Source organism: Streptomyces sp. NPDC056738 (assembly GCF_042790435.1).
GTDB lineage: Bacteria > Actinomycetota > Actinomycetes > Streptomycetales > Streptomycetaceae > Streptomyces.
In genome coordinates this window covers 471,785-489,767 of record NZ_JBHTZF010000001.1, presented here as the reverse complement: position 1 = coordinate 489,767, position 17,983 = coordinate 471,785, and the positions used below count along the sequence as shown (strand labels likewise).

The following is a 17,983-nucleotide window of genomic DNA, read 5'->3' as shown; positions in this document are numbered from 1 at the left end:
ACCCCCTGACGACGATCGGATTCCGGGTGCGAGGATGGGCGCGTCATGACTGTCGGAGGGTGGTGCCGCACACTGCGGGCCGGTGTATTCGCCGTCGCCTGCGTGCTGTTGGCTGCCCTCGGGCACGTGACGATGTCCGGCTCCGACGTCCCGGGCTGGAGCATGGCGGCCGGTGCCGCGGGTACGGGGGCGGCCGGCTGGTTCCTGGCCGGCCGTGAGCGCGGGCGCGCGCTGATCGTCACGGTCGTGGTCGCCGCACAGGCGCTGCTCCACGAGACGTTCTCCCTGGCGCAGACAGTGATGCCCGGGCCGGAGTCCGGCCCGGGCCTCCGGTCGGCGGACGCGGCCGCGATGAACATGGACTCCATGGACATGGGCGCCATGAGCCACATGGCGTCCGACATGAGTGGCGCGACGACCGCCGACAGCATGGCCCACATGGGAGCGGGCGCCACCTTCGGCATGCTCGCCGCCCACGTCCTCGCGGCCGTTCTGTGCGGAATCTGGCTGGCGTACGGCGAGCGCGCCGTCTTCAGTCTCCTGCGGGCCGCGGCGGCCCGGCTGGCCGCTCCGCTGCGGATGCTGCTGGCGCTGCCCGCACCGAGCGGCCGCCCCGTCCGGCGGCGGCGTCGCCCTGAGCGCCGGACGGCACTCGCCCGCCTCCTTCTCTGCTACTCCGTCACGTCCCGAGGTCCACCCGTGGGTGCCGCTGCCGTCTGAGGCAGCCGGATCCACCGGGGCCCACCCGCTCCCGACCGCCGCGATCCCGCGCGGCGGACGTCTCCGAAGCCGCACACCACCGCGTGCGAACGGACGAGCGGGCCGTGGGCTCCGTGCATCGCCGTACCCACCGTGGACGGCGCACCCCCCTGTGCCGGAGAGCCCGTTCTCTGATGAGACGTGGCCCCGGATGACCTCGAGAAGGACATCGCGTGATCACTTCTGTCATGCCCTCTCCCCGCGCGGAGCGCCGCGCCGTCGCGGACGCTTCCGCCACCGCCTGGGCGCTGGCGGCCCGCAACGGCGACGCCTACGCGGCCGAGCGTTTCGTCCGCGCGTTGCACGGCGACGTCCTGCGTTACGTCGCCCACCTCAGCGGAGATCCCCAGACCGCACAGGACCTGACGCAGGACACCTTCGTACGAGCCCTGGACAGCCTGCCGCGCTTCGAGGGGCGTGCGTCGGCGCGCACCTGGCTGATGACGATCGCCCGCCGAACGGTGGCCGACAGCTTCCGACGGGCCGCGGCCCGTCCCCGGGTGGCCCACACCCACGACTGGCAGTCGGCCCTGGAGGGCACGCAGTCCCGCGGCCTGCCGGGCTTCGACGACGGCGTCGCGCTCCTGGACCTGCTGGAGGCGCTGCCCGACGAACGCCGTGAGGCGTTCGTGCTGACCCAGATCGTCGGGCTGCCCTACGAAGACGCGGCCCGCTTCATCGGCTGCCCCATCGGCACCGTCCGCTCCCGGGTGTGCCGGGCCCGGGCCACGCTGGAACGCCTGCTGCTCGAAGCCGACAGCCAGGCCATGGCAGCCGGATGACGTGCCGTCCAGGCCCAGTTCGCTCTTGCTGTTATGGTGCACCTGCATATCATTCGCAATAACGTCGGAGGACGTTGGACATGGCGGTTTACACGCTCCCGGAGCTTCCGTACGACTACGCGGCGCTCGAACCGGTCATCAACCCGCAGATCGTCGAGCTGCACCACGACAAGCACCACGCCGCGTACGTCAAGGGCGCGAACGACACCCTGGAACAGCTCGCGGAGGCCCGCGACAAGGAGCAGTGGGGCTCGATCAACGGCCTGGAGAAGAACCTGGCCTTCCACCTCTCCGGGCACATCCTGCACAGCATCTACTGGCACAACATGACCGGCGACGGCGGCGGCGAGCCCCTCGCGGCGGACGGAGTCGGTGACCTCGCGGACGCCATCGCCGAGTCCTTCGGCTCCTTCGCGGGCTTCAAGACCCAGCTCACCAAGGCCTCCGCGACCACGCAGGGTTCGGGCTGGGGCGTCCTCGCGTACGAGCCGCTCAGCGGCCGCCTGATCGTCGAGCAGGTCTACGACCACCAGGGCAACGTCGGCCAGGGCTCGACGCCGATCCTGGTCTTCGACGCCTGGGAGCACGCCTTCTACCTCCAGTACAAGAACCAGAAGGTCGACTTCATCGACGCTATGTGGGCCGTCGTCAACTGGCAGGACGTGGCCCGGCGTTACGCCGCCGCCAAGGAGCGAGGCGACAGCCTGCTGCTCGCGCCGTGAGCGCGGCGGGCGGGTCGTGACGCGGTGAGCGTCCCCACGTCCACGTCCGCACAGACGACCTGCTCGTGATCGTCTTCTCGACCATCACCCGCAGGCGGCACAACCCAGGGCTCCCGCATGGACGTTGACATGCGGGAGCCCTTCTGCTGACGGTCCGGAGCGCTCCGCGTCCAGTGCGCGCGATGACCGGTGCGAGAGGCCACTCGGGCGCGGAAAACGCAACTTCGACAGGGCCCGCAGCGGCAGCTACCTTCACCTGGTCCTCGGCGATCGCCCACGGTCGCGCAGGAGTTCCTTCAGGCTGGGCCACCCCGCGACGGGGCGAGTGGTCACGCCCCTACGAGCCCTCGCCCCCGTGCGCAAGCCGCCGAACCGGCCCCACGCCAGCCCCCCGACCAGGGAGACACGCATGCCCCGACTCGCGCTGTACACCTTCGGCGTCCTGAAGTCGCCTCTCGCCGATCCCGCACCTCTCACCCGCGAGTTCTACGACGTCGGTGAGGCCGTCTACCGGAAGATCGGCCGGCACCCCGGGTACCTCGCGCGCGCAGAGGCGGCGGGCGGTGACCGGGGCATGCTCTTCGAAGCGGACTGGGGTGCGTGGGGCGAGTTCGCCGTACCGGCCTGGTACGACAAGGGCCGTACGGTGGAGACCACCGCCCTGGCCGCGACGCTCTCCCTCTGGACCGACCTGGGCTCCGCCTTCGAGGCCGTGTACACCGGTCTGCATCGTGAGGCGCTGAACCGGCGCTACGACTGGTTCGAGAGGACGGGATTCCCGAACTACGTGTGCTGGTGGACCGCCGACGACGTGACACCCACCTGGCGGGACGGGGTGTCCAGGCTGGAGCACCTCCACGACCACGGCTCCGTGCCGCATGCCTTCACCTTCCACCACTCGTTCGCCCCGGACGGAACTCCGGCCAGGATCAACGGCATCGGGCCGAAGGGCGGCCAAGTGAGCTGACAAGGAAGCCTGAACGGCCGGGTGTTGGCTGTCGAGCGCCGTGAAGCACCACAAGCACCCTCGAAGGATTGACGGAGTCGACCCCTAGGCTGCTTGTGCCTCCTGCTTCAGGGGACCGGTCGTCGTCTGCCCGGCACGCTGACGGCGTAGCGCCCAGCGAACCGCGGGTGGTGCTGCCAGACCTGTCAGCGCGAACAGGGCTCCCACGACGTACCAGCCGGGGCGCCCCCAGGTGATGCACAGCGAGATGAGCAACGCCGGACCGAGCCCCTCGGCCAGGCCCATGCCCAGACCGAACACGCCCAGGTACTGGCCGGTGGCGTGCCGCGGGGCGAGGGCGAAGGACACCTCGAAGGCGGCGGCGGAATGCCAGAGTTCGCCGACGGTGTGGATCACCACGGCGGTGAGGAGCACGCTCGCGGCGGCCCACCCGGGGATGCCGGCGGACAGGGATATCAGTGAGCAGGAGACGAGGAAGGCGACGCCCGCACGGCGGTAGGCGTGTCCGCCGGCGGTGGGGGAGTCGACGTTGCGGCTGGCGCGCACCTGGAGCGCGACGACCATGAGGGTGCCGGTGAGCATGGTCCCCGAGATGAGCCAGTGCGGGGCTGTGGTGGCGCCGACCAGCCAGAGAGGGATGGCCACGGTGAGGACTTTGAACTGGACGGCCATGATGCCGTCGAGTGCCGTGAGCAGCAGGTAGGGGTGGTCTCTGAGGGCGATCCAGCGGGGACCGCCGGTGGCGGCGAGGGGGGTGACCGGCGGCAGCGCGACGAGCAGCGCCGCGGAGACCGCGAAGGCGATCGCGTTGCCGATGACCATGAGCTGATAGGCCGTGAGCGTGGCGGCCTGGACGGCCAGCCCCGCTCCCACGGCACCGAGGGAGACGCCGACGTTCGTCACGGCGCGGAGATAGGCGCGGAACTCCTGCGGCCGGTTCCCTCCGTAGTGCCTGATGAGGGGACCGTGGGCGGCTTTCCCGGCCGCTTTGGCTCCGGCGGCCGTGGTGATCGCGAGAAGGAACGACCAGAAGCCGTCCACCAGCACGAAGCCGGCCGTGGCCAGTGCCTGCACCACCAGGGTGGCGATGTAGACGCCGCGTGCTCCGTATCGGTCCGCCAGATGACCGACCGCGACGCCCAGGGCGAGGGCGGCAAGTCCGGCCGCGCCGAGTCCGAGTCCCACCTGGCCGGCCGGGAGATGAACCGCCTCCGTGAAGTACAGAACCCCGGCGGTCAGGTACAGGCCGCTGCCGACGGTGTAGACGAAGTTCGAGGCGGCGAGGACGCGTTGTGGTCCGGTGCTCGGCAGTAGACGGGGCATGGCGGGGCTCCCTGTCGCGAACAGGCGGTAAGGATTCCGACAGCTTGTTGCATATTACGTGCAAGTGCAAGAGAGTGGCGTTACTGAGCGGCGCGTGAGGGGGCGAGTCCTGTCGTATCCATGGCATCGGTCGGTGCTGGGCGCACGGTCGGACACCAGGTGACTTGGTGAGAGCCGGCGCGGTCTCGACCCGGGGCCGGGGGAGGAGGCGGTGTGGCTGCTTCCTCCCCCGGCCGATGGGGCCTCTGGCTAGCGGGCGGAGAGTTCCTCGCGAACCTCGCGGGCGGCGGCGACCAGGTTCTCCAGAGAGGCGCGGGTCTCCGGCCAACCGCGGGTCTTCAGGCCGCAGTCGGGGTTGACCCACAACCGCTCGGCGGGAATGGCCTCGAGCCCGGTCCGCAGGAGCGCGGCGGCCTCCTGCGCACTGGGTACCCGCGGCGAGTGGATGTCGTACACGCCGGGCCCGGCCTCACGCGGATAGCCGTGCGCGGCGAGCTCGCGCGCGACCTGCATGTGCGAGCGGGCGGCTTCGAGGCTGATGACGTCGGCGTCGAGGTCGTCGATGGCCTGGACGATGTCCCCGAACTCGGCGTAGCACATGTGGGTGTGGATCTGGGTGTCCGGCCGTACGCCTCCGGTGGTCAGCCGGAACGCCTCGGTCGCCCACGCGAGGTACGCTGGGCGGTCGGCGGCCCGCAGTGGCAGCGTCTCGCGCAAGGCGGGCTCGTCCACCTGGATCACCGAAGTCCCGGCCGTCTCCAGGTCGTCGACCTCGTCCCGCAGGGCGAGGGCGACCTGTCGGGCGGTGTCGCCGAGGGGCTGGTCGTCGCGGACGAAGGACCAGGCGAGCATGGTGACCGGGCCGGTGAGCATGCCCTTCACCGGCCGGGAGGTGAGCGACTGGGCGTACGTCGTCCAGCGCACGGTCATCGGTCCGGGGCGGGAGATGTCCCCGGCCAGGATCGGCGGACGGACGTAGCGAGTTCCGTAGGACTGCACCCAACCGTGCCGCGTGGCCAGGTATCCCGTCATCTGCTCGGCGAAGTACTGGACCATGTCGTTGCGTTCGGGCTCGCCGTGCACCAGGACGTCCAGGCCGGTCTTCTCCTGGAAGGCGATGACCTCCTGGATCTCGGCCCGGATGCGCTCCTCGTAGCCTGCCGCGTCGATGCGTCCCGTCCGCAGGTCGGCGCGGGCGGTGCGCAGTTCGCCGGTCTGCGGGAAGGAGCCGATCGTGGTGGTCGGCAGCAGGGGAAGGCCGAGACGGGCTCGTTGAGCCGGTGCCCGCCGGGCATAGGGCTGTGAGCGGCGGCCGTCGGCGTCCGTGACGGCCGTGATGCGGGCCCGGACGGCGGGGTCGTGTGTGATCGGTGAGTTCACGCGCGAGGCCAAGTCGGCGCGGTTCGCGGCGAGTTCGCCCGCGATCGCGTCGGTGCCGAGGCGCAGGCCCTGGGCGAGGGTGGCGATCTCGGTGGACTTCTGGCGGGCGAAGGCGAGCCAGCGCAGGATCTGGGGGTCGATGTCCTGCTCGGCGGTCGTGTCGAGCGGGACGTGGAGGAGGGAACACGACGCCGACACGTCGACCTGGTCGGCGAGACCCAGCAGGGTGCCGAGGGTGGCGAGGGACTTGGCCAGGTCGTTGATCCAGATGTTGCGGCCGTTCACGACACCCGCGATGAGTCGCTTGCCGGGCAGACCGCCCACGGCCGCGAGGGCCTCGAGGTTGGCCGCCGCGGCGTCGGTGAAGTCCAGGGCGAGCCCGTCGACGGGGGCCTTGGCCAGCACCGGCAGGGCCTCGCCGAGCCGGTCGAGGTACGAGGCGACCAGGAGTTTGGGCCGGTCGGTCAGGCTGCCGAGCGCGTGGTAGGCGTGGGCGGCGGCGTCCAGTTCGGCCCGGGTGCGGTCCTGAACGAGGGCGGGCTCGTCCAACTGGACCCACTCGGCTCCGGCCGCGCGCAGGTCGGCGAGGACCTCGGCGTACACCGGCAGCAGGCGGTCCAGCAGCGTGAGCGGTTCGAAGTCCGCGGGCACGCCCGGGGCGGGTTTGGCGAGCAGCAGGTAGGTGACCGGCCCGACCAGGACCGGACGGGCGTCCAGTCCGAGGGCGAGCGCTTCCTTCAGGTGGGCGACCTGCCGGGTGGAGTCGGCCGTGAAGACCACGTCAGGGCCCAACTCGGGCACCAGATAGTGGTAGTTGGTGTCGAACCACTTGGTCATCTCCAGCGGTGCGACATCCTGCGTACCGCGCGCCATGGCGAAGTAGCCCTCCAGGGCGTCCGCCTCCAGGGCGGCCCGATGGCGGGCGGGGATCGCGCCGACCATGACGGTGGTGTCGAGGACGTGGTCGTAGTACGAGAAGTCGCCGGTCGGGACCTCGTCGACACCGGCTTCGGTGAGCCGGCGCCAGTTCGCGGCGCGGAGGTCGGCGGCGGCGCGGTGGAGGGCGTCGGCGGTGACGCGGCCCTTCCAGTAGCCCTCGATCGCCTTCTTCAGTTCCCGGTCGGGTCCCTGGCGGGGGTAGCCGTACACGGTGGCCCGTGCTGCCGCGGTCGCGGACTTCGCTGTCACGGAAATCTCCTTCGCGAGATATCTCCCTGGGATCCCGGTGACGGGACGCGAGCGCGAAGGGGTGACGGACCGGGCGGAACCGACCTCGCGCGGCACGGCGCGATCTTCCGTCCGATATGTACGCCGACCCGCCCACGAGGTCACCGGGACATCCGCGCACGAGTCCTTTCGCGCGCGGGCAACGGGCAGGTCTTCGGACTCACGGGCACGTCTCCTCGTACACACTTCGTACGAGCGATACGAGACACCTACTGGCCGTCGCTTCCCAGGCCCGGTTCGTCGGACCCAGTGCGTATGACGGCGGTCGTTCCCGCTCACCGCTGCGGGGCAGTCCCGGATTCCCACCGGGTTCCCTCTTACGACGCATCCCGCCTGGCGGACGGGGCGAACCAGCTGCACCGCCCACCCTAGGGCAATCCGCCCGCGCGGCCGACCCCGTCCGGCATTCGGATGGTGACGGGGACACGGGCGCGGTGACGACGGGAAGCGCCGCCCCCACGCTTCCCGTCGCCCTCCCCCCGTGAGGCGTCCGCCGGCTCCCTCGGTCGGCAGTGCGGTCCGGCCCTCGGCCCGGTCGGGGCAGGATGTTCAGGCTGTCGCCTGGCCGTAGGTGTGGAATCCCCGTCCGGTCTTCCGGCCCAGCAGTCCCGCCTCGACCATGCGCTGGAGCAGCGGGGGCGGGGCGTAGAGGGGTTCCCTGAACTCGTCGTAGAGCGATTCCGCGATCGAGGCGACGGTGTCCAGGCCGATCAGGTCCGCGAGCTTGAGCGGGCCCATCGGATGGGCGCAGCCCAGCTCCATGCCGGTGTCGATGTCGGCCGCCGTGGCGAAGCCCGACTCCGCCATCCGGACGGCCGCCAGTACGTACGGGATCAGCAGGGCGTTGACGACGAAGCCGGCTCGGTCCCGTGAGCGGATCACCGTCTTGCCGAGCGTGCCCGTGGCGAAGTCCTCCACCGCGGTCACGGTCTCCGGCGAGGTGTGCAGCGAGGCCACGACCTCCACCAGCGGCAGCACCGGCACCGGGTTGAAGAAGTGCAGTCCCACCACGCGGTCGGCACGGCTCGTGGCCATCCCGAGCCGCATCACCGGCAAGGAGGAGGTGTTCGTCGCGAACACCGCACCCGGATCCTCGACGGTCTTGTCGAGGGCGGCGAACACCTCGGTCTTGGCGTCGGCGTTCTCGATGACCGCCTCGACGACGAGCTGCCGGTCGGCCAGGTCGTCCAGAGTGCCCGTGAAGACGATGCGGGCGAGGGCGTCCCGCGCTGCCTGTGGCTCCAACTTGCCTCGGCGTACGGCCCGTTCGAGAGAGGAGGCCACTCGTTCGCGGGCTGCGCGGGCGGCTGTCGCGTCGGCTTCGCAGACCACCGTGTCCAGTCCGGCCCGCGCGCAGACCTCGGCGATGCCCGCGCCCATCCGGCCGCCCCCGACCACGCCCACGCGCCGGAAGCCGGCGCTCACGATCGGGGCTCCGCGTGCCGCACGAGGTGCCCGGAGTAGGCGTCCGGGGTGAAGAAGAGAGGCAACTCGCCGCTGAGGGCGGTGCGTTCGAAGAGTGCGCGCACGGCGTCGAGGTCCGCCCACGGGTACTCGGATCCGAGCGCGGCGAGTTCCTCGTCGAGGATGTCGACCACGCCCAGCCGGTCGATCACCCGGTGTCGCAGCCACTGCCAGATCTGCACGCGGGCGATCTCGGCGGTCGCCGCGTCCTCCATGAGGCCGTACAGGGCGACCGCTCCCTGACCCCGCATCCAGGCGGCGAAGTACCGCAACGCGACAGCGATGTTGGTGCGCACGCCCTCCGGCGTGGGCGGTCCGGTGATCCGGCGCACCGACAGCAGGTCCGCGGCCCGGACGTCCACGTCGTCCCGCGTCCGGTCGGTCTGGTCGGGCCGGTCCCCCAGGACACCGTCGAACACCTCACGGCACACCGGGACGAGCCCGGGATGGGCGACCCAGGACCCGTCGAACCCGTCCTCCGCCTCGCGCTCCTTGTCCAGCCGTACCGTGGCGAGCGCCGCCTCGTGGGTGGCCGGGTCCTTGCTCGGCACCTGGGCCGCCATGCCGCCGATGGCGTGGGCGCCGCGCTTGTGACAGGTGCGCACGAGCAGTTCGGTGTATGCCCGCATGAAAGGCGCGGTCATGGTGACCTTCGCCCGGTCGGGGAGGAGGAAGTCGGTGCGATGCCCGAGGGTCTTGATCAGGCTGAACAGGTAGTCCCACCGGCCCGCGTTGAGGCCGGAGCTGTGCTCGCGCAGCTCGTAGAGGATCTCCTCCATCTCGAAGGCCGCGGTGATCGTCTCGATGAGGACCGTGGCCCGGATCGTGCCCCGGGGGATGCCCAGCAGTTCCTGCGCGGTGAGGAAGACGTCGTTCCACAGCCGTGCCTCGTACCGGTTCTCCAGCTTTGGCAGGTAGAAGTAGGGTCCGTGCCCGGCGTCGATCTGACGCCGCGCGCAGTGGAAGAAGTAGAGCCCGAAGTCGACGAGGGCTGCGGGCACCGGTCCGCCGTCGAACTCCAGGTGGTCCTCGGTGAGATGCCAGCCGCGCGGCCGGACGACGATGGTGGCGAGCCTTTCCCGGTCGGCAAGTCGGTACTCCCTGCCGTCCTCGGCGGTGAAGTCGATGCGGCGCTCGATCGCGTCGAGCAGGGTGAGCTGGCCGCCGATGATGTTCGCCCAGGTGGGGGCGGTGGCGTCCTCGAAGTCCGCCATCCACACCCGGGCACCGGAGTTGAGGGCGTTGACCGCCATACGACGTTCCGGCGGTCCGGTGATCTCGACCCGGCGGTCGGTCAGGCCAGGTGCCGCGGGCGCCACGCGCCAGGAGGGGTCGGCACGGACGCCCGAGGTGACGATGGGGAAGTCGAGCGGGGAGCCGGCCGCGATGCGCAGGGACTGGCGTCTGCGTTCCTTCAGCAACTCCCGCCTGCGCTCGCCGAACGCGGCGGCGAGGCTGCCGACGAAGTCCAGGGCGGCGGGCGTGAGGATCTCGTCGTGCCGGTCGCCCGGCGCCGCGAGCACGCGGACGCGGTGGGTCAGGGTGGTGGTGGACATCGGGTTCTCCAGACGGAAGGGGGGAGTGGGGAGCGGACGGGGGAGGCCGTACGATCCCCACTCGGTCGGGAGCGGGCGGGGGAGGCCACACGTTCTAGTGGAACTGCTCTTCCTCCGTGGACCCGGCCAGAGCGGTGGTGGAGGACGCCGGGTTGACGGCGGTGGAGACCAGGTCGAAGTAGCCGGTACCGACCTCGCGTTGGTGCCTGACGGCGGTGAACCCGTGCTCCTGGGCGGCGAACTCCCTTTCCTGGAGGTCGACGTAAGCAGTCATCCCGTGCTCGGCGTAGCCACGCGCGAGGTCGAACATGCCGTGGTTCAGGGAGTGGAAGCCGGCCAGGGTGATGAACTGGAAGCGATAGCCCATGGCCCCGAGTTCCCGCTGGAACTTGGCGATCTGGTCATCGTCCAGAGCGGCCTTCCAGTTGAAGGACGGCGAGCAGTTGTAGGCCAGCATCTGGTCCGGGTGCTCGGCGTGGACGGCCTCGGCGAACTCCCGGGCCTGAGCGAGGTCGGGGGTGCCGGTCTCGACCCAGATCAGGTCGGCGTACGGGGCGTAGGCGAGGCCGCGGGCGATCACGGGCTCCATGCCGTTCCTGACGCGGTAGAAGCCCTCGGCGGTGCGCTCGCCGGTGACGAACCGGGCGTCGCGCTCGTCGACGTCGCTGGTCAGCAGATTGGCGGCGAGGGCGTCGGTGCGGGCGACGATGACGGTCGGTACGTCGGCGATGTCGGCGGCCAGACGAGCCGCGTTGAGGGTACGGATGTGCTGCGAGGTCGGGACGAGGACCTTGCCGCCGAGGTGGCCGCACTTCTTCTCGGAGGCGAGCTGGTCCTCGTAGTGGATGCCGGCCGCGCCGGCCGCGATCATCGCCTTGGTCAGTTCGAACGCGTTGAGCGGGCCGCCGAAACCGGCCTCCGCGTCGGCGACGATGGGGGCGAGCCAGTCGGTGGTGTCCGTGCCGCCCTCGGCGGTGGCGATCTGGTCGGCGCGCAGCAGGGCGTTGTTGATCCGGCGGACCACCTGTGGCACCGAGTTGACCGGGTACAGGCTCTGGTCGGGGTAGGTGTGGCCGGCCTGGTTGGCGTCGGCGGCGACCTGCCAGCCGGACAGATAGATGGCCTGAAGGCCCGCCCTGACCTGCTGGACCGCCTGCCCGCCGGTGAGCGCGCCGAGCGCGTGGATGTAGTCCCGCTCGTGCAACTGACGCCACAGGCGCTCGGCACCGCGACGGGCCAGCGTGTGCTCCTCACGGACGCTGCCCGAGAGCCGGATCACGTCCTCGGCGCCGTAGGTGCGCTCGACTCCACGCCAACGGGGGTCGGTGGCCCAGTGTCCCGCGAGTTCCTCGGCCGCCGTGGTTCTCGACTCTGCCATGGTCTTCACCGTCTCCTCGGTTGTTCGATCTGCCAATCTCCCGGCTGTGGAGAGAGGGAGTGGCACTCTGTGTCTCTGCCTGGGATGCGGCCCGCCGTTCCGTCGCTGAACGGGCTGAGCAATGCTGCCGCGCAGCAGAGCGCAGATGCCGGGATCTCCGACGTCAGGGCGTGAATCGCGCCCGGTTCTGCGCGCCTGCTGCCGAAGGTCCGGCGGGCCGCACTGGAACTCTGGCACTGGCACTCGGTGCCAACAACGGTGGACGGCTGCCAACTTCTGCGAATCTTCACGGCGCCTTTTGCCAAGTTTGCGAAGGGTTGGCAAGACCGTTCTTCGCCTACGCTGACCACCGTCGGTCCCGGCCAGGGGAGGAGCGCGGTGAGCAAGACCTACGCGGGAGCACGACTGCGGCGGCTGCGTGAGGAGCGGCGGATGAGCCAGGCCGAACTGGCCCGTGTCCTCGCCATCTCGCCCAGCTACCTGAACCAGATGGAGCACGACTCCCGCCCGCTGACCGTGCCGGTCCTGCTCAGGCTCACCGAGACCTTCGGCGTCGACCCGACCTTCTTCTCCGAGCGCGACACGACTCGGCTGGTCGCCGATCTACGGGAGTCGCTGGCGGGCGAGATCGCGGGAGCCCGGGTGTCCGCGTCCGACCTGGCCGACCTCGCCGCGCGCCTGCCCGCGGTCGCTCAGGTCCTGCTGGACCTCGGCCGCCGCAACCAGCTCCTGGCCGAACGGCTCGCGGGCGCCGCCGACGGGCGGGACGCCGAACACGAGGGCCCCCGTTCCCCGCACGAGGAGATCCGCGACTTCTTCTACCGCCGCCAGAACTACCTCCACGACACCGACCTCGCCGCCGAACGTCTCGCCGAGGAGATCGGCATCCGCCCCGGCGAGGTCGTCCCGGCCCTCGCCGCGCGCCTCACCGAACGACACGGCGTGCGGCCGGCCGTCGGGAGCGGCGAGCGCCTGCACCACTACGACGATCAGACCCGCACCCTGCACCTCTCCGCTCGCCTGCGCCCCGGCCAGCGCGCGTTCCGCCTCGCGACCCAACTCGCCCTGCTCGAACACGGCGAAGGGCTCGACCAGCAGGCGTCGGAGGACTTCCCGGCGGGCTCGTCCGCCCACGCCCTGGCCCGCATCGGCATCGCCCACTACTTCGCCGCGGCGCTGATCCTCCCGTACACCGCCTTCCACACGGCGGCCGAAGAGGTCCGCTACGACATCGAACGCCTCACCGACCGCTACGGCCTCGGCTACGAGACCGTCTGCCACCGTCTGAGCACCCTCCAGCGCCCCCGCCTGCGCGGAGTGCCCTTCTCCTTCGTCCGCGTGGACCGGGCGGGCAACATGTCCAAACGACAGTCGGCGACCGGCTTCCACTTCTCCCGCGCCGGCGGCACGTGCCCCCTGTGGAACGTGTACGAGGCGTTCGCCGCGCCCGGTCGCATCCACGTCCAGATCGCCGAAATGCCGGACGGGCAGCGGTACTTGTGGACCGCGCGGGCGATCACCCGCCACCGCGGCGGCTGGGGCGAACCCGGCAAGACCTTCGCCCTCGGCCTCGGCTGCGAGATCCGCCACGCCCACCGGCTCGTCTACTCCGACGGCCTCGACCTCACCAACGCCTCCGCCGCCACCCCCATCGGCATGGGCTGCCGGGTCTGCGAACGCCTCGACTGCCCCCAACGCGCGGCACCACCGCTCGGCCGTCCCCTACGGATCGACCAGAACACCAGCACGTTCGTCCCGTATCCGGTGACCGATCACGCGAACTGACGGTACGACGGGCTTGGCGGCCACCTGCGACGTCACATCCGGGATCGCAGCACGTCGACCTCACAGCCGGGCGTGAAGGGGTCGAAGCCGTGTTCGCTCAGCCAGCGGACCACCAGCAGGCTTCGCATCGACCACCATGCCTGGATCACATCGAGGTCGACGTCGGTGCCGTAGCCGGCGACGACGTCGGCGAGGTGGTCCTCGTGTCCGAGTGTGAAGGTGGCGAGGTCGTAGAGGGGATCACCCTGGCCCGCCTCGGACCAGTCGATGATGCCGGTGACCTCGTCGCCGTCGAGGAAGACGTGTGCGATCTGCAGGTCGCCGTGTGTGAACGCGGGCGTCCACGGCCGGAGCGCGGCCTCGGCGACCTCGCGGTTGCGGGTGACCAGGTCGGCGGGCAGGAGGCCAGTCGTCACGAGCAACGCGCACTCTTCGTCGAGTTCGGTCGCCAGTACGTCGATGCTGCGGCCGGCGCGGCCGGTCCGGGGCGGCAGCGGTGCCTCGTGCAGCTTCCGGATGGCGGCGCCCGCCGCGGCCCACGCCGACGGCGATCCGGTCGCGGGGCCGCCGAGGCTCCCCAGCGTCGTCCCCGGGACCGCGGCGATCGCGAGCACCGGCGGCTTGCGCCAGAGGACATCCGGGGTCGGGACCGGAACGAGGGACATCGCCTCGACCTCGACGTCGACGCGCGCCTGATCGACGTCCACCTTCAAGAACACGTCACCCACGCGCAGGGTCGCACGCTCGGAATGGGCGACGACGACTTCGACCTCATCCATGGGCGCCCAGTATCCCGGGCGCGACCGCCGACGTCGCCGGGATTTTCGCGGGCGATTGCGTGGCTAGTTCTGAGGGACGTCCGCTGGTGTGTGCAGACCTGCGTGGTGGGGCCGGAGAACTCCGGGATGTCTTCGACGGTGATGGGGGTTCGGGGAGAAGGCACAGGACACAGCCATCGCCTGGAACTACGCCGACCACGAAGCTGTCTTCGCTCGGTCCCCAGAACCCCAGGTCGTAGAGTCGCCGGCCACCTTCGATGAAACGGCGCTCGTACGTGCTCGCCAGGTTGGGCGCCAGTACCGGATCTGGGCTGGACTGCGGCCTGAACGTGAAGAGCGGCAGGCGCGGCAGGCCCAGCTCGCGCAGAGCCCTCCGGTCGCTTTCGGGAATGTCCCAGCCTTGGGCCTCCGGAATGAGCACCTGCTGATCCCCGGCGATCAACCGCTCCAGCGGCTGAGACAGCACGAACCGCAGATCGCCCTCGACCGCCGCCCACCCAACACCCTGGTCGTTGTTCACAGTTGCAGCATCTCCCGACACGGCGACGCAACTCAAGATCGATCACGTAGGCGCGGCCAGAGCCGTTTTCGAGGCTCTGTCCGCAGCTTCGTGTACGGATATATGGCAGGGCGCGCACATGCCGCGTATGGCACTCTGGCCGCATGGCGGAGAGCGACCGGGAACGCGCGGTAGGCGGCTGGATCTGGAACGAGAACGTCCAGCCTTTCTTGACGCTCCTGGCGCAGTATGCCGGCTACGACTTCGATGAAACCGACTGGCAGACCGTCGAACTCGGCCTTGAGGTCACCGACGATGAGCACCCGGACCGCTGGTACAGCTATACACTCTTCGGATCAGCCCATCACCTTGAAGTGCACCTTGCCAACGCCGTGGGTGGCGCTGAGGTTTCTGTCCGCGTGGCGGGAACGTCCGACCCTGAGCTACTGCTGAGGGCGGACACCCTGATGTCGGCCTTCGCCACCAGATTCGTCGCTTGAGGCGAGCGTGAGCCGCTGCCCTCATGACTGGTGGGATTCCGGGTGCGGAGGAGATTGAACGAGGCTCGTTCGTACATAGCCACACTGAGCTCTCGCGGCCATGTGTTCGGGACCTTGAGACCACGACCAGCCCGTGGCAGGCTCATGCCGCATGATCGATGACTTCGCGAAGGACAACCTGCACGGGAGACTGCGGCGGGACCGCAAGGCACTGCTCTGGAAACTCGACGGCTTGTCCGAGTACGACGCCCGTCGGCCTTTGACAGCCACCGGGACCAACCTCCTCGGCCTGGTCAAGCACGTGGCCACCGTCGAGGCCAGGTACTTCGGCGAGGTCTTCGACCGCCCTTCCCCGGAACCGCTGCCCCGGTGGCAGGACTACAAGGGCGACGACCTGTGGGCGACCGAGGACGAGACCCGCGAGCAGATCATCGGGTTCTACCGGCGCACCTGGGAACACGCGGACGCGACGATCAACGGGCTTCCCCTCGATGCTCCCGGCCACGTGCCGTGGTGGCCGGACCCTCACCACAACACGAACCTGTTCGCCGTCATGGTCCACGTCCTCGGCGAGTCCAACCGGCATGCCGGGCACGCCGACATCCTGCGCGAGGGCCTCGACGGCCGGACCGGGTTGCGCCCCGAACACGAGCAGCAGATCGACGAGGAAGCCCGTGCGGCCTACTGCGCGAAGATCGAGCTGGCCGCCAGGTCGGCCGCACCCATCAAGGCTTAGGGGGTTGTCTTACGGAAGGGCGGCTCGGCTGGGGCTGTCGGTGCAGGCCAGTGACGGAGAAACGCGCCGTCATGGCTGTGCAGGGTTCCCGTCCAACTGAGGCAAACGGTGGAACCTGGGCCGGACGCGTTCGCCAGGCCGTCGAGGGCGGGGTGGATGTGAATCATCCTGTACGATGCAGCTATGCGTTTCTTCTACTTTCTCTGAGTCCGGGCGCGGCCGACGCCGCCGCTTCTGCTGCCCGTAGACACTTCGCATCATCAGGGAAAGTCACATGCGCGAACGCGCCCATATCGCTGTGCCCGCTGCCGTGGCGCAGTTGTCTCTCAAGAACGTCACCAAGTCCTACGGCACCCGGACCCTTCTCGACCAGGTGTGCTTCACCGTCCGTCCGGGGGAGAAGGCGGCCGTCATCGGGGAGAACGGCTCCGGCAAGTCCACCTTGCTGCGACTGCTGGCCGGGTCCGAGGTCCCGGATGCCGGGTACATCACCGCCAACTTCCCGGGCGGCACCGGCTACTTGGCCCAGACACTCGACCTCGACCCGGACCGCTCCGTACAGGACGCGGTCGACCTCGCGCTGGCCGAACTGCGCGCCATGGAACGCCGACTCCGTGAGGCCGAGGAGCGCCTCGGCGAGGCATCAGAAGACGAACTCGGCGCGTACGGCGAGCTGTTGATCGCGTATGAGCAACGTGGCGGGTACGAGGCCGACGCCCGCGTGGATGCGGCGATGTACGGACTCGGGCTCGCCGGCATCACCCGTGACCGCCTGCTCGGCTCCCTCTCCGGCGGGGAGCAGTCGCGCCTCGCGCTCGCCTGTGTGCTGGCCGCCGCCCCCGAACTGCTGCTCCTCGACGAGCCGACCAACCACCTCGACGCGGTGGCCGTGCACTGGCTCGAGGAGCGCCTGCGCGCGCACCGCGGCACCGTCGTCGCGGTCACCCACGACCGCGGCTTCCTGGAGAAGATCGCCACCACGATCCTCGAGGTCGACCGGGACGCGCGCACGGTACACCGGTACGGCGACGGCTGGGCCGGCTACCGCTCCGCGAAGACGACGGCCCGACGCCGTGCCGAACAGCGGTACACGGACTGGGTTGAAGAGGTCACCCGCACCGAGGAACTGCTGGAGGCCGCCGGGAAGCGGCTGGCCACCACTGGAGGGGACCCGCGGCAGGGCTTCGGCAAGCACCGTCGCTCGCACGAGGCGAAGCTCGGCGGTCAGGTGCGGGCGGTCCGCGAGCGGCTCGGCCATCTACGGCGCGACCCCGTCGCGCCGCCGCCGGAACCGCTGCGGTTCACGGCCGCCCTGGGCGCGGTGGACGGCGGGCCTCCCCTCGACCGCCCGGTCGCCGAGCTCACCGACGTGGCGGTCGGCGAACGGCTGCGACTGGAAGGGCTGTTGACGATCGCCCCCGGGCAACGACTGCTGGTCACGGGGGAGAACGGGGCGGGCAAGACCACGCTGCTACGGGTCCTGGCGGGCGATCTGGAACCGGAGGCCGGCATGGTGCGGCGCCCGGCTCGGCTCGGGTATCTCGCGCAGGAACTGCCCGCGCGCTCCACACGGCTCCCGCTGCTCGCCGCCTTCGCGTCCGGTCGGCCCGGACCATCGCAGGAGTACGCCGGACAACTGCTGGCACTGGGGCTGTTCCGTGAGGAGGACCTGCATACGCCGGTCACCGAGCTGTCCGCGGGCCAGCAACGCCGGTTGCAGATCGCGAGGCTGGTGACCCACCCCGTGGACCTTCTCGTGCTCGACGAGCCGACGAACCATGTCGCACTCGACCTGGTCGAGGACCTGGAAGCAGCGCTCGCGGTGTACCCGGGAGCGGTGGTCGCCGTCTCGCACGACCGGGGCTTCCGCGAGCGCTTCCCGGGGGAGCGGCTGGAACTGCGCGGCGGGCGCAGGTGCTGATCCGGTCGACGAGGGCTTGAAGGGCGAGTTCGCCGCCCCGCGCTTCACGGCAGCACTGTCACGGCAGACGGGGCGGCCAGGCCGGGGCGGCGGCCTTGGCTCAATGCGGGGCGGCTGCTCGTCTCGTGCTGTTCGGGTGTCCTGGCGTGTGGCAGGCGCCTTGGGCGGCAGGCTGAGTGGTGGTGACACGAACGCCGGTCGTGAT

The 17,983-nt window shown here is 70.3% G+C and carries 15 protein-coding genes and 1 riboswitch; of the genes, 8 read left to right on the top strand and 7 right to left on the bottom strand.

Annotated features, from left to right (window positions below; all coding sequences use genetic code 11):
- Nucleotides 1-45 precede the first annotated feature (45 nt).
- From ACFRIC_RS01975 to ACFRIC_RS01960, 4 genes are all read left to right on the top strand, one after another.
- Nucleotides 46-720 carry a hypothetical protein gene (locus ACFRIC_RS01975; protein ID WP_382778526.1) on the top strand — a complete coding sequence of 225 codons (675 nt, stop codon included), beginning with the start codon at nucleotides 46-48 and terminating at the stop codon, nucleotides 718-720.
- A 212-nt stretch (nucleotides 721-932) separates the two neighbouring features.
- Complete coding sequence (locus ACFRIC_RS01970) at nucleotides 933-1,541, top strand: sigma-70 family RNA polymerase sigma factor (RefSeq protein ID WP_382778525.1); 609 nt, start codon at nucleotides 933-935, stop codon at nucleotides 1,539-1,541.
- Between the two features lie 80 nt (nucleotides 1,542-1,621).
- Nucleotides 1,622-2,263, top strand: a complete 642-nt coding sequence (locus tag ACFRIC_RS01965) for a superoxide dismutase (protein ID WP_382778524.1) — start codon at nucleotides 1,622-1,624, stop codon at nucleotides 2,261-2,263.
- A 409-nt stretch (nucleotides 2,264-2,672) separates the two neighbouring features.
- Nucleotides 2,673-3,230: a DUF3291 domain-containing protein gene (locus ACFRIC_RS01960; protein ID WP_382778523.1), complete on the top strand. Its 558-nt coding sequence runs from the start codon at nucleotides 2,673-2,675 to the stop codon at nucleotides 3,228-3,230.
- A gap of 84 nt (nucleotides 3,231-3,314) precedes the next feature.
- Here the strand turns inward: ACFRIC_RS01960 and ACFRIC_RS01955 are convergent, their stop codons facing one another.
- The 5 genes from ACFRIC_RS01955 to aceA all read right to left on the bottom strand — a co-directional run bounded on the left by ACFRIC_RS01955 (nucleotide 3,315) and on the right by aceA (nucleotide 11,558).
- Nucleotides 3,315-4,553 (bottom strand): MFS transporter, encoded by a 1,239-nt coding sequence (locus ACFRIC_RS01955; protein ID WP_382778522.1) that lies wholly within the window; start codon nucleotides 4,551-4,553, stop codon nucleotides 3,315-3,317.
- Nucleotides 4,554-4,802: 249 nt separating this feature from the next.
- Nucleotides 4,803-7,121 carry a 5-methyltetrahydropteroyltriglutamate--homocysteine S-methyltransferase gene (gene metE / locus ACFRIC_RS01950; protein ID WP_382778521.1) on the bottom strand — a complete coding sequence of 773 codons (2,319 nt, stop codon included), beginning with the start codon at nucleotides 7,119-7,121 and terminating at the stop codon, nucleotides 4,803-4,805.
- Nucleotides 7,122-7,287: 166 nt separating this feature from the next.
- A riboswitch (cobalamin riboswitch) is annotated at nucleotides 7,288-7,530 on the bottom strand.
- Nucleotides 7,531-7,709: 179 nt separating this feature from the next.
- A complete protein-coding gene (locus ACFRIC_RS01945) occupies nucleotides 7,710-8,585 on the bottom strand; it encodes a 3-hydroxybutyryl-CoA dehydrogenase (protein ID WP_382778520.1) in 876 nt (291 codons plus the stop codon).
- The gene (aceB, locus tag ACFRIC_RS01940) at nucleotides 8,582-10,180 is read right to left on the bottom strand and encodes a malate synthase A (RefSeq protein WP_382778519.1); all 1,599 of its coding nucleotides are present in this window, start codon (nucleotides 10,178-10,180) and stop codon (nucleotides 8,582-8,584) included. The genes ACFRIC_RS01945 and aceB overlap by 4 nt, the downstream gene beginning before the upstream one ends.
- A 94-nt stretch (nucleotides 10,181-10,274) precedes the next feature.
- Nucleotides 10,275-11,558, bottom strand: a complete 1,284-nt coding sequence (gene aceA / locus ACFRIC_RS01935) for an isocitrate lyase (RefSeq protein ID WP_382778518.1) — start codon at nucleotides 11,556-11,558, stop codon at nucleotides 10,275-10,277.
- A 378-nt stretch (nucleotides 11,559-11,936) separates the two neighbouring features.
- On the opposite strand from aceA, the gene ACFRIC_RS01930 reads away from it, so the two are divergent.
- Complete coding sequence (locus tag ACFRIC_RS01930; RefSeq protein WP_382778517.1) at nucleotides 11,937-13,343, top strand: short-chain fatty acyl-CoA regulator family protein; 1,407 nt, start codon at nucleotides 11,937-11,939, stop codon at nucleotides 13,341-13,343.
- A 32-nt stretch (nucleotides 13,344-13,375) separates the two neighbouring features.
- Here ACFRIC_RS01930 and ACFRIC_RS01925 read toward each other — a convergent pair whose 3' ends face one another.
- Both ACFRIC_RS01925 and ACFRIC_RS01920 read right to left on the bottom strand, forming a co-directional pair.
- A complete protein-coding gene (locus ACFRIC_RS01925) occupies nucleotides 13,376-14,122 on the bottom strand; it encodes a phosphotransferase family protein (RefSeq protein ID WP_382778516.1) in 747 nt (248 codons plus the stop codon).
- The gene (locus tag ACFRIC_RS01920) at nucleotides 14,115-14,642 is read right to left on the bottom strand and encodes an SUKH-4 family immunity protein (RefSeq protein WP_382778515.1); all 528 of its coding nucleotides are present in this window, start codon (nucleotides 14,640-14,642) and stop codon (nucleotides 14,115-14,117) included. The genes ACFRIC_RS01925 and ACFRIC_RS01920 overlap by 8 nt, the downstream gene beginning before the upstream one ends.
- A gap of 143 nt (nucleotides 14,643-14,785) precedes the next feature.
- Here ACFRIC_RS01920 and ACFRIC_RS01915 point away from each other — a divergent pair, with 143 nt between their 5' ends.
- The 3 genes from ACFRIC_RS01915 (at nucleotide 14,786) to abc-f (ending at nucleotide 17,778) form a co-directional block, all read left to right on the top strand.
- Nucleotides 14,786-15,121, top strand: a complete 336-nt coding sequence (locus ACFRIC_RS01915; RefSeq protein WP_382778514.1) for a hypothetical protein — start codon at nucleotides 14,786-14,788, stop codon at nucleotides 15,119-15,121.
- A gap of 151 nt (nucleotides 15,122-15,272) precedes the next feature.
- Nucleotides 15,273-15,857 carry a DinB family protein gene (locus tag ACFRIC_RS01910; protein WP_382778513.1) on the top strand — a complete coding sequence of 195 codons (585 nt, stop codon included), beginning with the start codon at nucleotides 15,273-15,275 and terminating at the stop codon, nucleotides 15,855-15,857.
- A 274-nt stretch (nucleotides 15,858-16,131) separates the two neighbouring features.
- Nucleotides 16,132-17,778 (top strand): ribosomal protection-like ABC-F family protein, encoded by a 1,647-nt coding sequence (abc-f, locus tag ACFRIC_RS01905; RefSeq protein WP_382778512.1) that lies wholly within the window; start codon nucleotides 16,132-16,134, stop codon nucleotides 17,776-17,778.
- Nucleotides 17,779-17,983 lie beyond the last annotated feature (205 nt).

What these genes read in the sequence shown, in the direction of transcription:
- ACFRIC_RS01925 (WP_382778516.1), bottom strand. Translation starts at nt 14,122, where the DNA reads ATGGATGAGGTCGAAGTCGTCGTCGCCCATTCCGAGCGTGCGACCCTG.
- ACFRIC_RS01975 (WP_382778526.1), top strand. Translation starts at nt 46, where the DNA reads ATGACTGTCGGAGGGTGGTGCCGCACACTGCGGGCCGGTGTATTCGCC.
- ACFRIC_RS01955 (WP_382778522.1), bottom strand. Translation starts at nt 4,553, where the DNA reads ATGCCCCGTCTACTGCCGAGCACCGGACCACAACGCGTCCTCGCCGCC.
- ACFRIC_RS01915 (WP_382778514.1), top strand. Translation starts at nt 14,786, where the DNA reads ATGGCGGAGAGCGACCGGGAACGCGCGGTAGGCGGCTGGATCTGGAAC.
- aceB (WP_382778519.1), bottom strand. Translation starts at nt 10,180, where the DNA reads ATGTCCACCACCACCCTGACCCACCGCGTCCGCGTGCTCGCGGCGCCG.
- abc-f (WP_382778512.1), top strand. Translation starts at nt 16,132, where the DNA reads ATGCGCGAACGCGCCCATATCGCTGTGCCCGCTGCCGTGGCGCAGTTG.
- ACFRIC_RS01960 (WP_382778523.1), top strand. Translation starts at nt 2,673, where the DNA reads ATGCCCCGACTCGCGCTGTACACCTTCGGCGTCCTGAAGTCGCCTCTC.
- aceA (WP_382778518.1), bottom strand. Translation starts at nt 11,558, where the DNA reads ATGGCAGAGTCGAGAACCACGGCGGCCGAGGAACTCGCGGGACACTGG.
- ACFRIC_RS01910 (WP_382778513.1), top strand. Translation starts at nt 15,273, where the DNA reads ATGATCGATGACTTCGCGAAGGACAACCTGCACGGGAGACTGCGGCGG.
- ACFRIC_RS01965 (WP_382778524.1), top strand. Translation starts at nt 1,622, where the DNA reads ATGGCGGTTTACACGCTCCCGGAGCTTCCGTACGACTACGCGGCGCTC.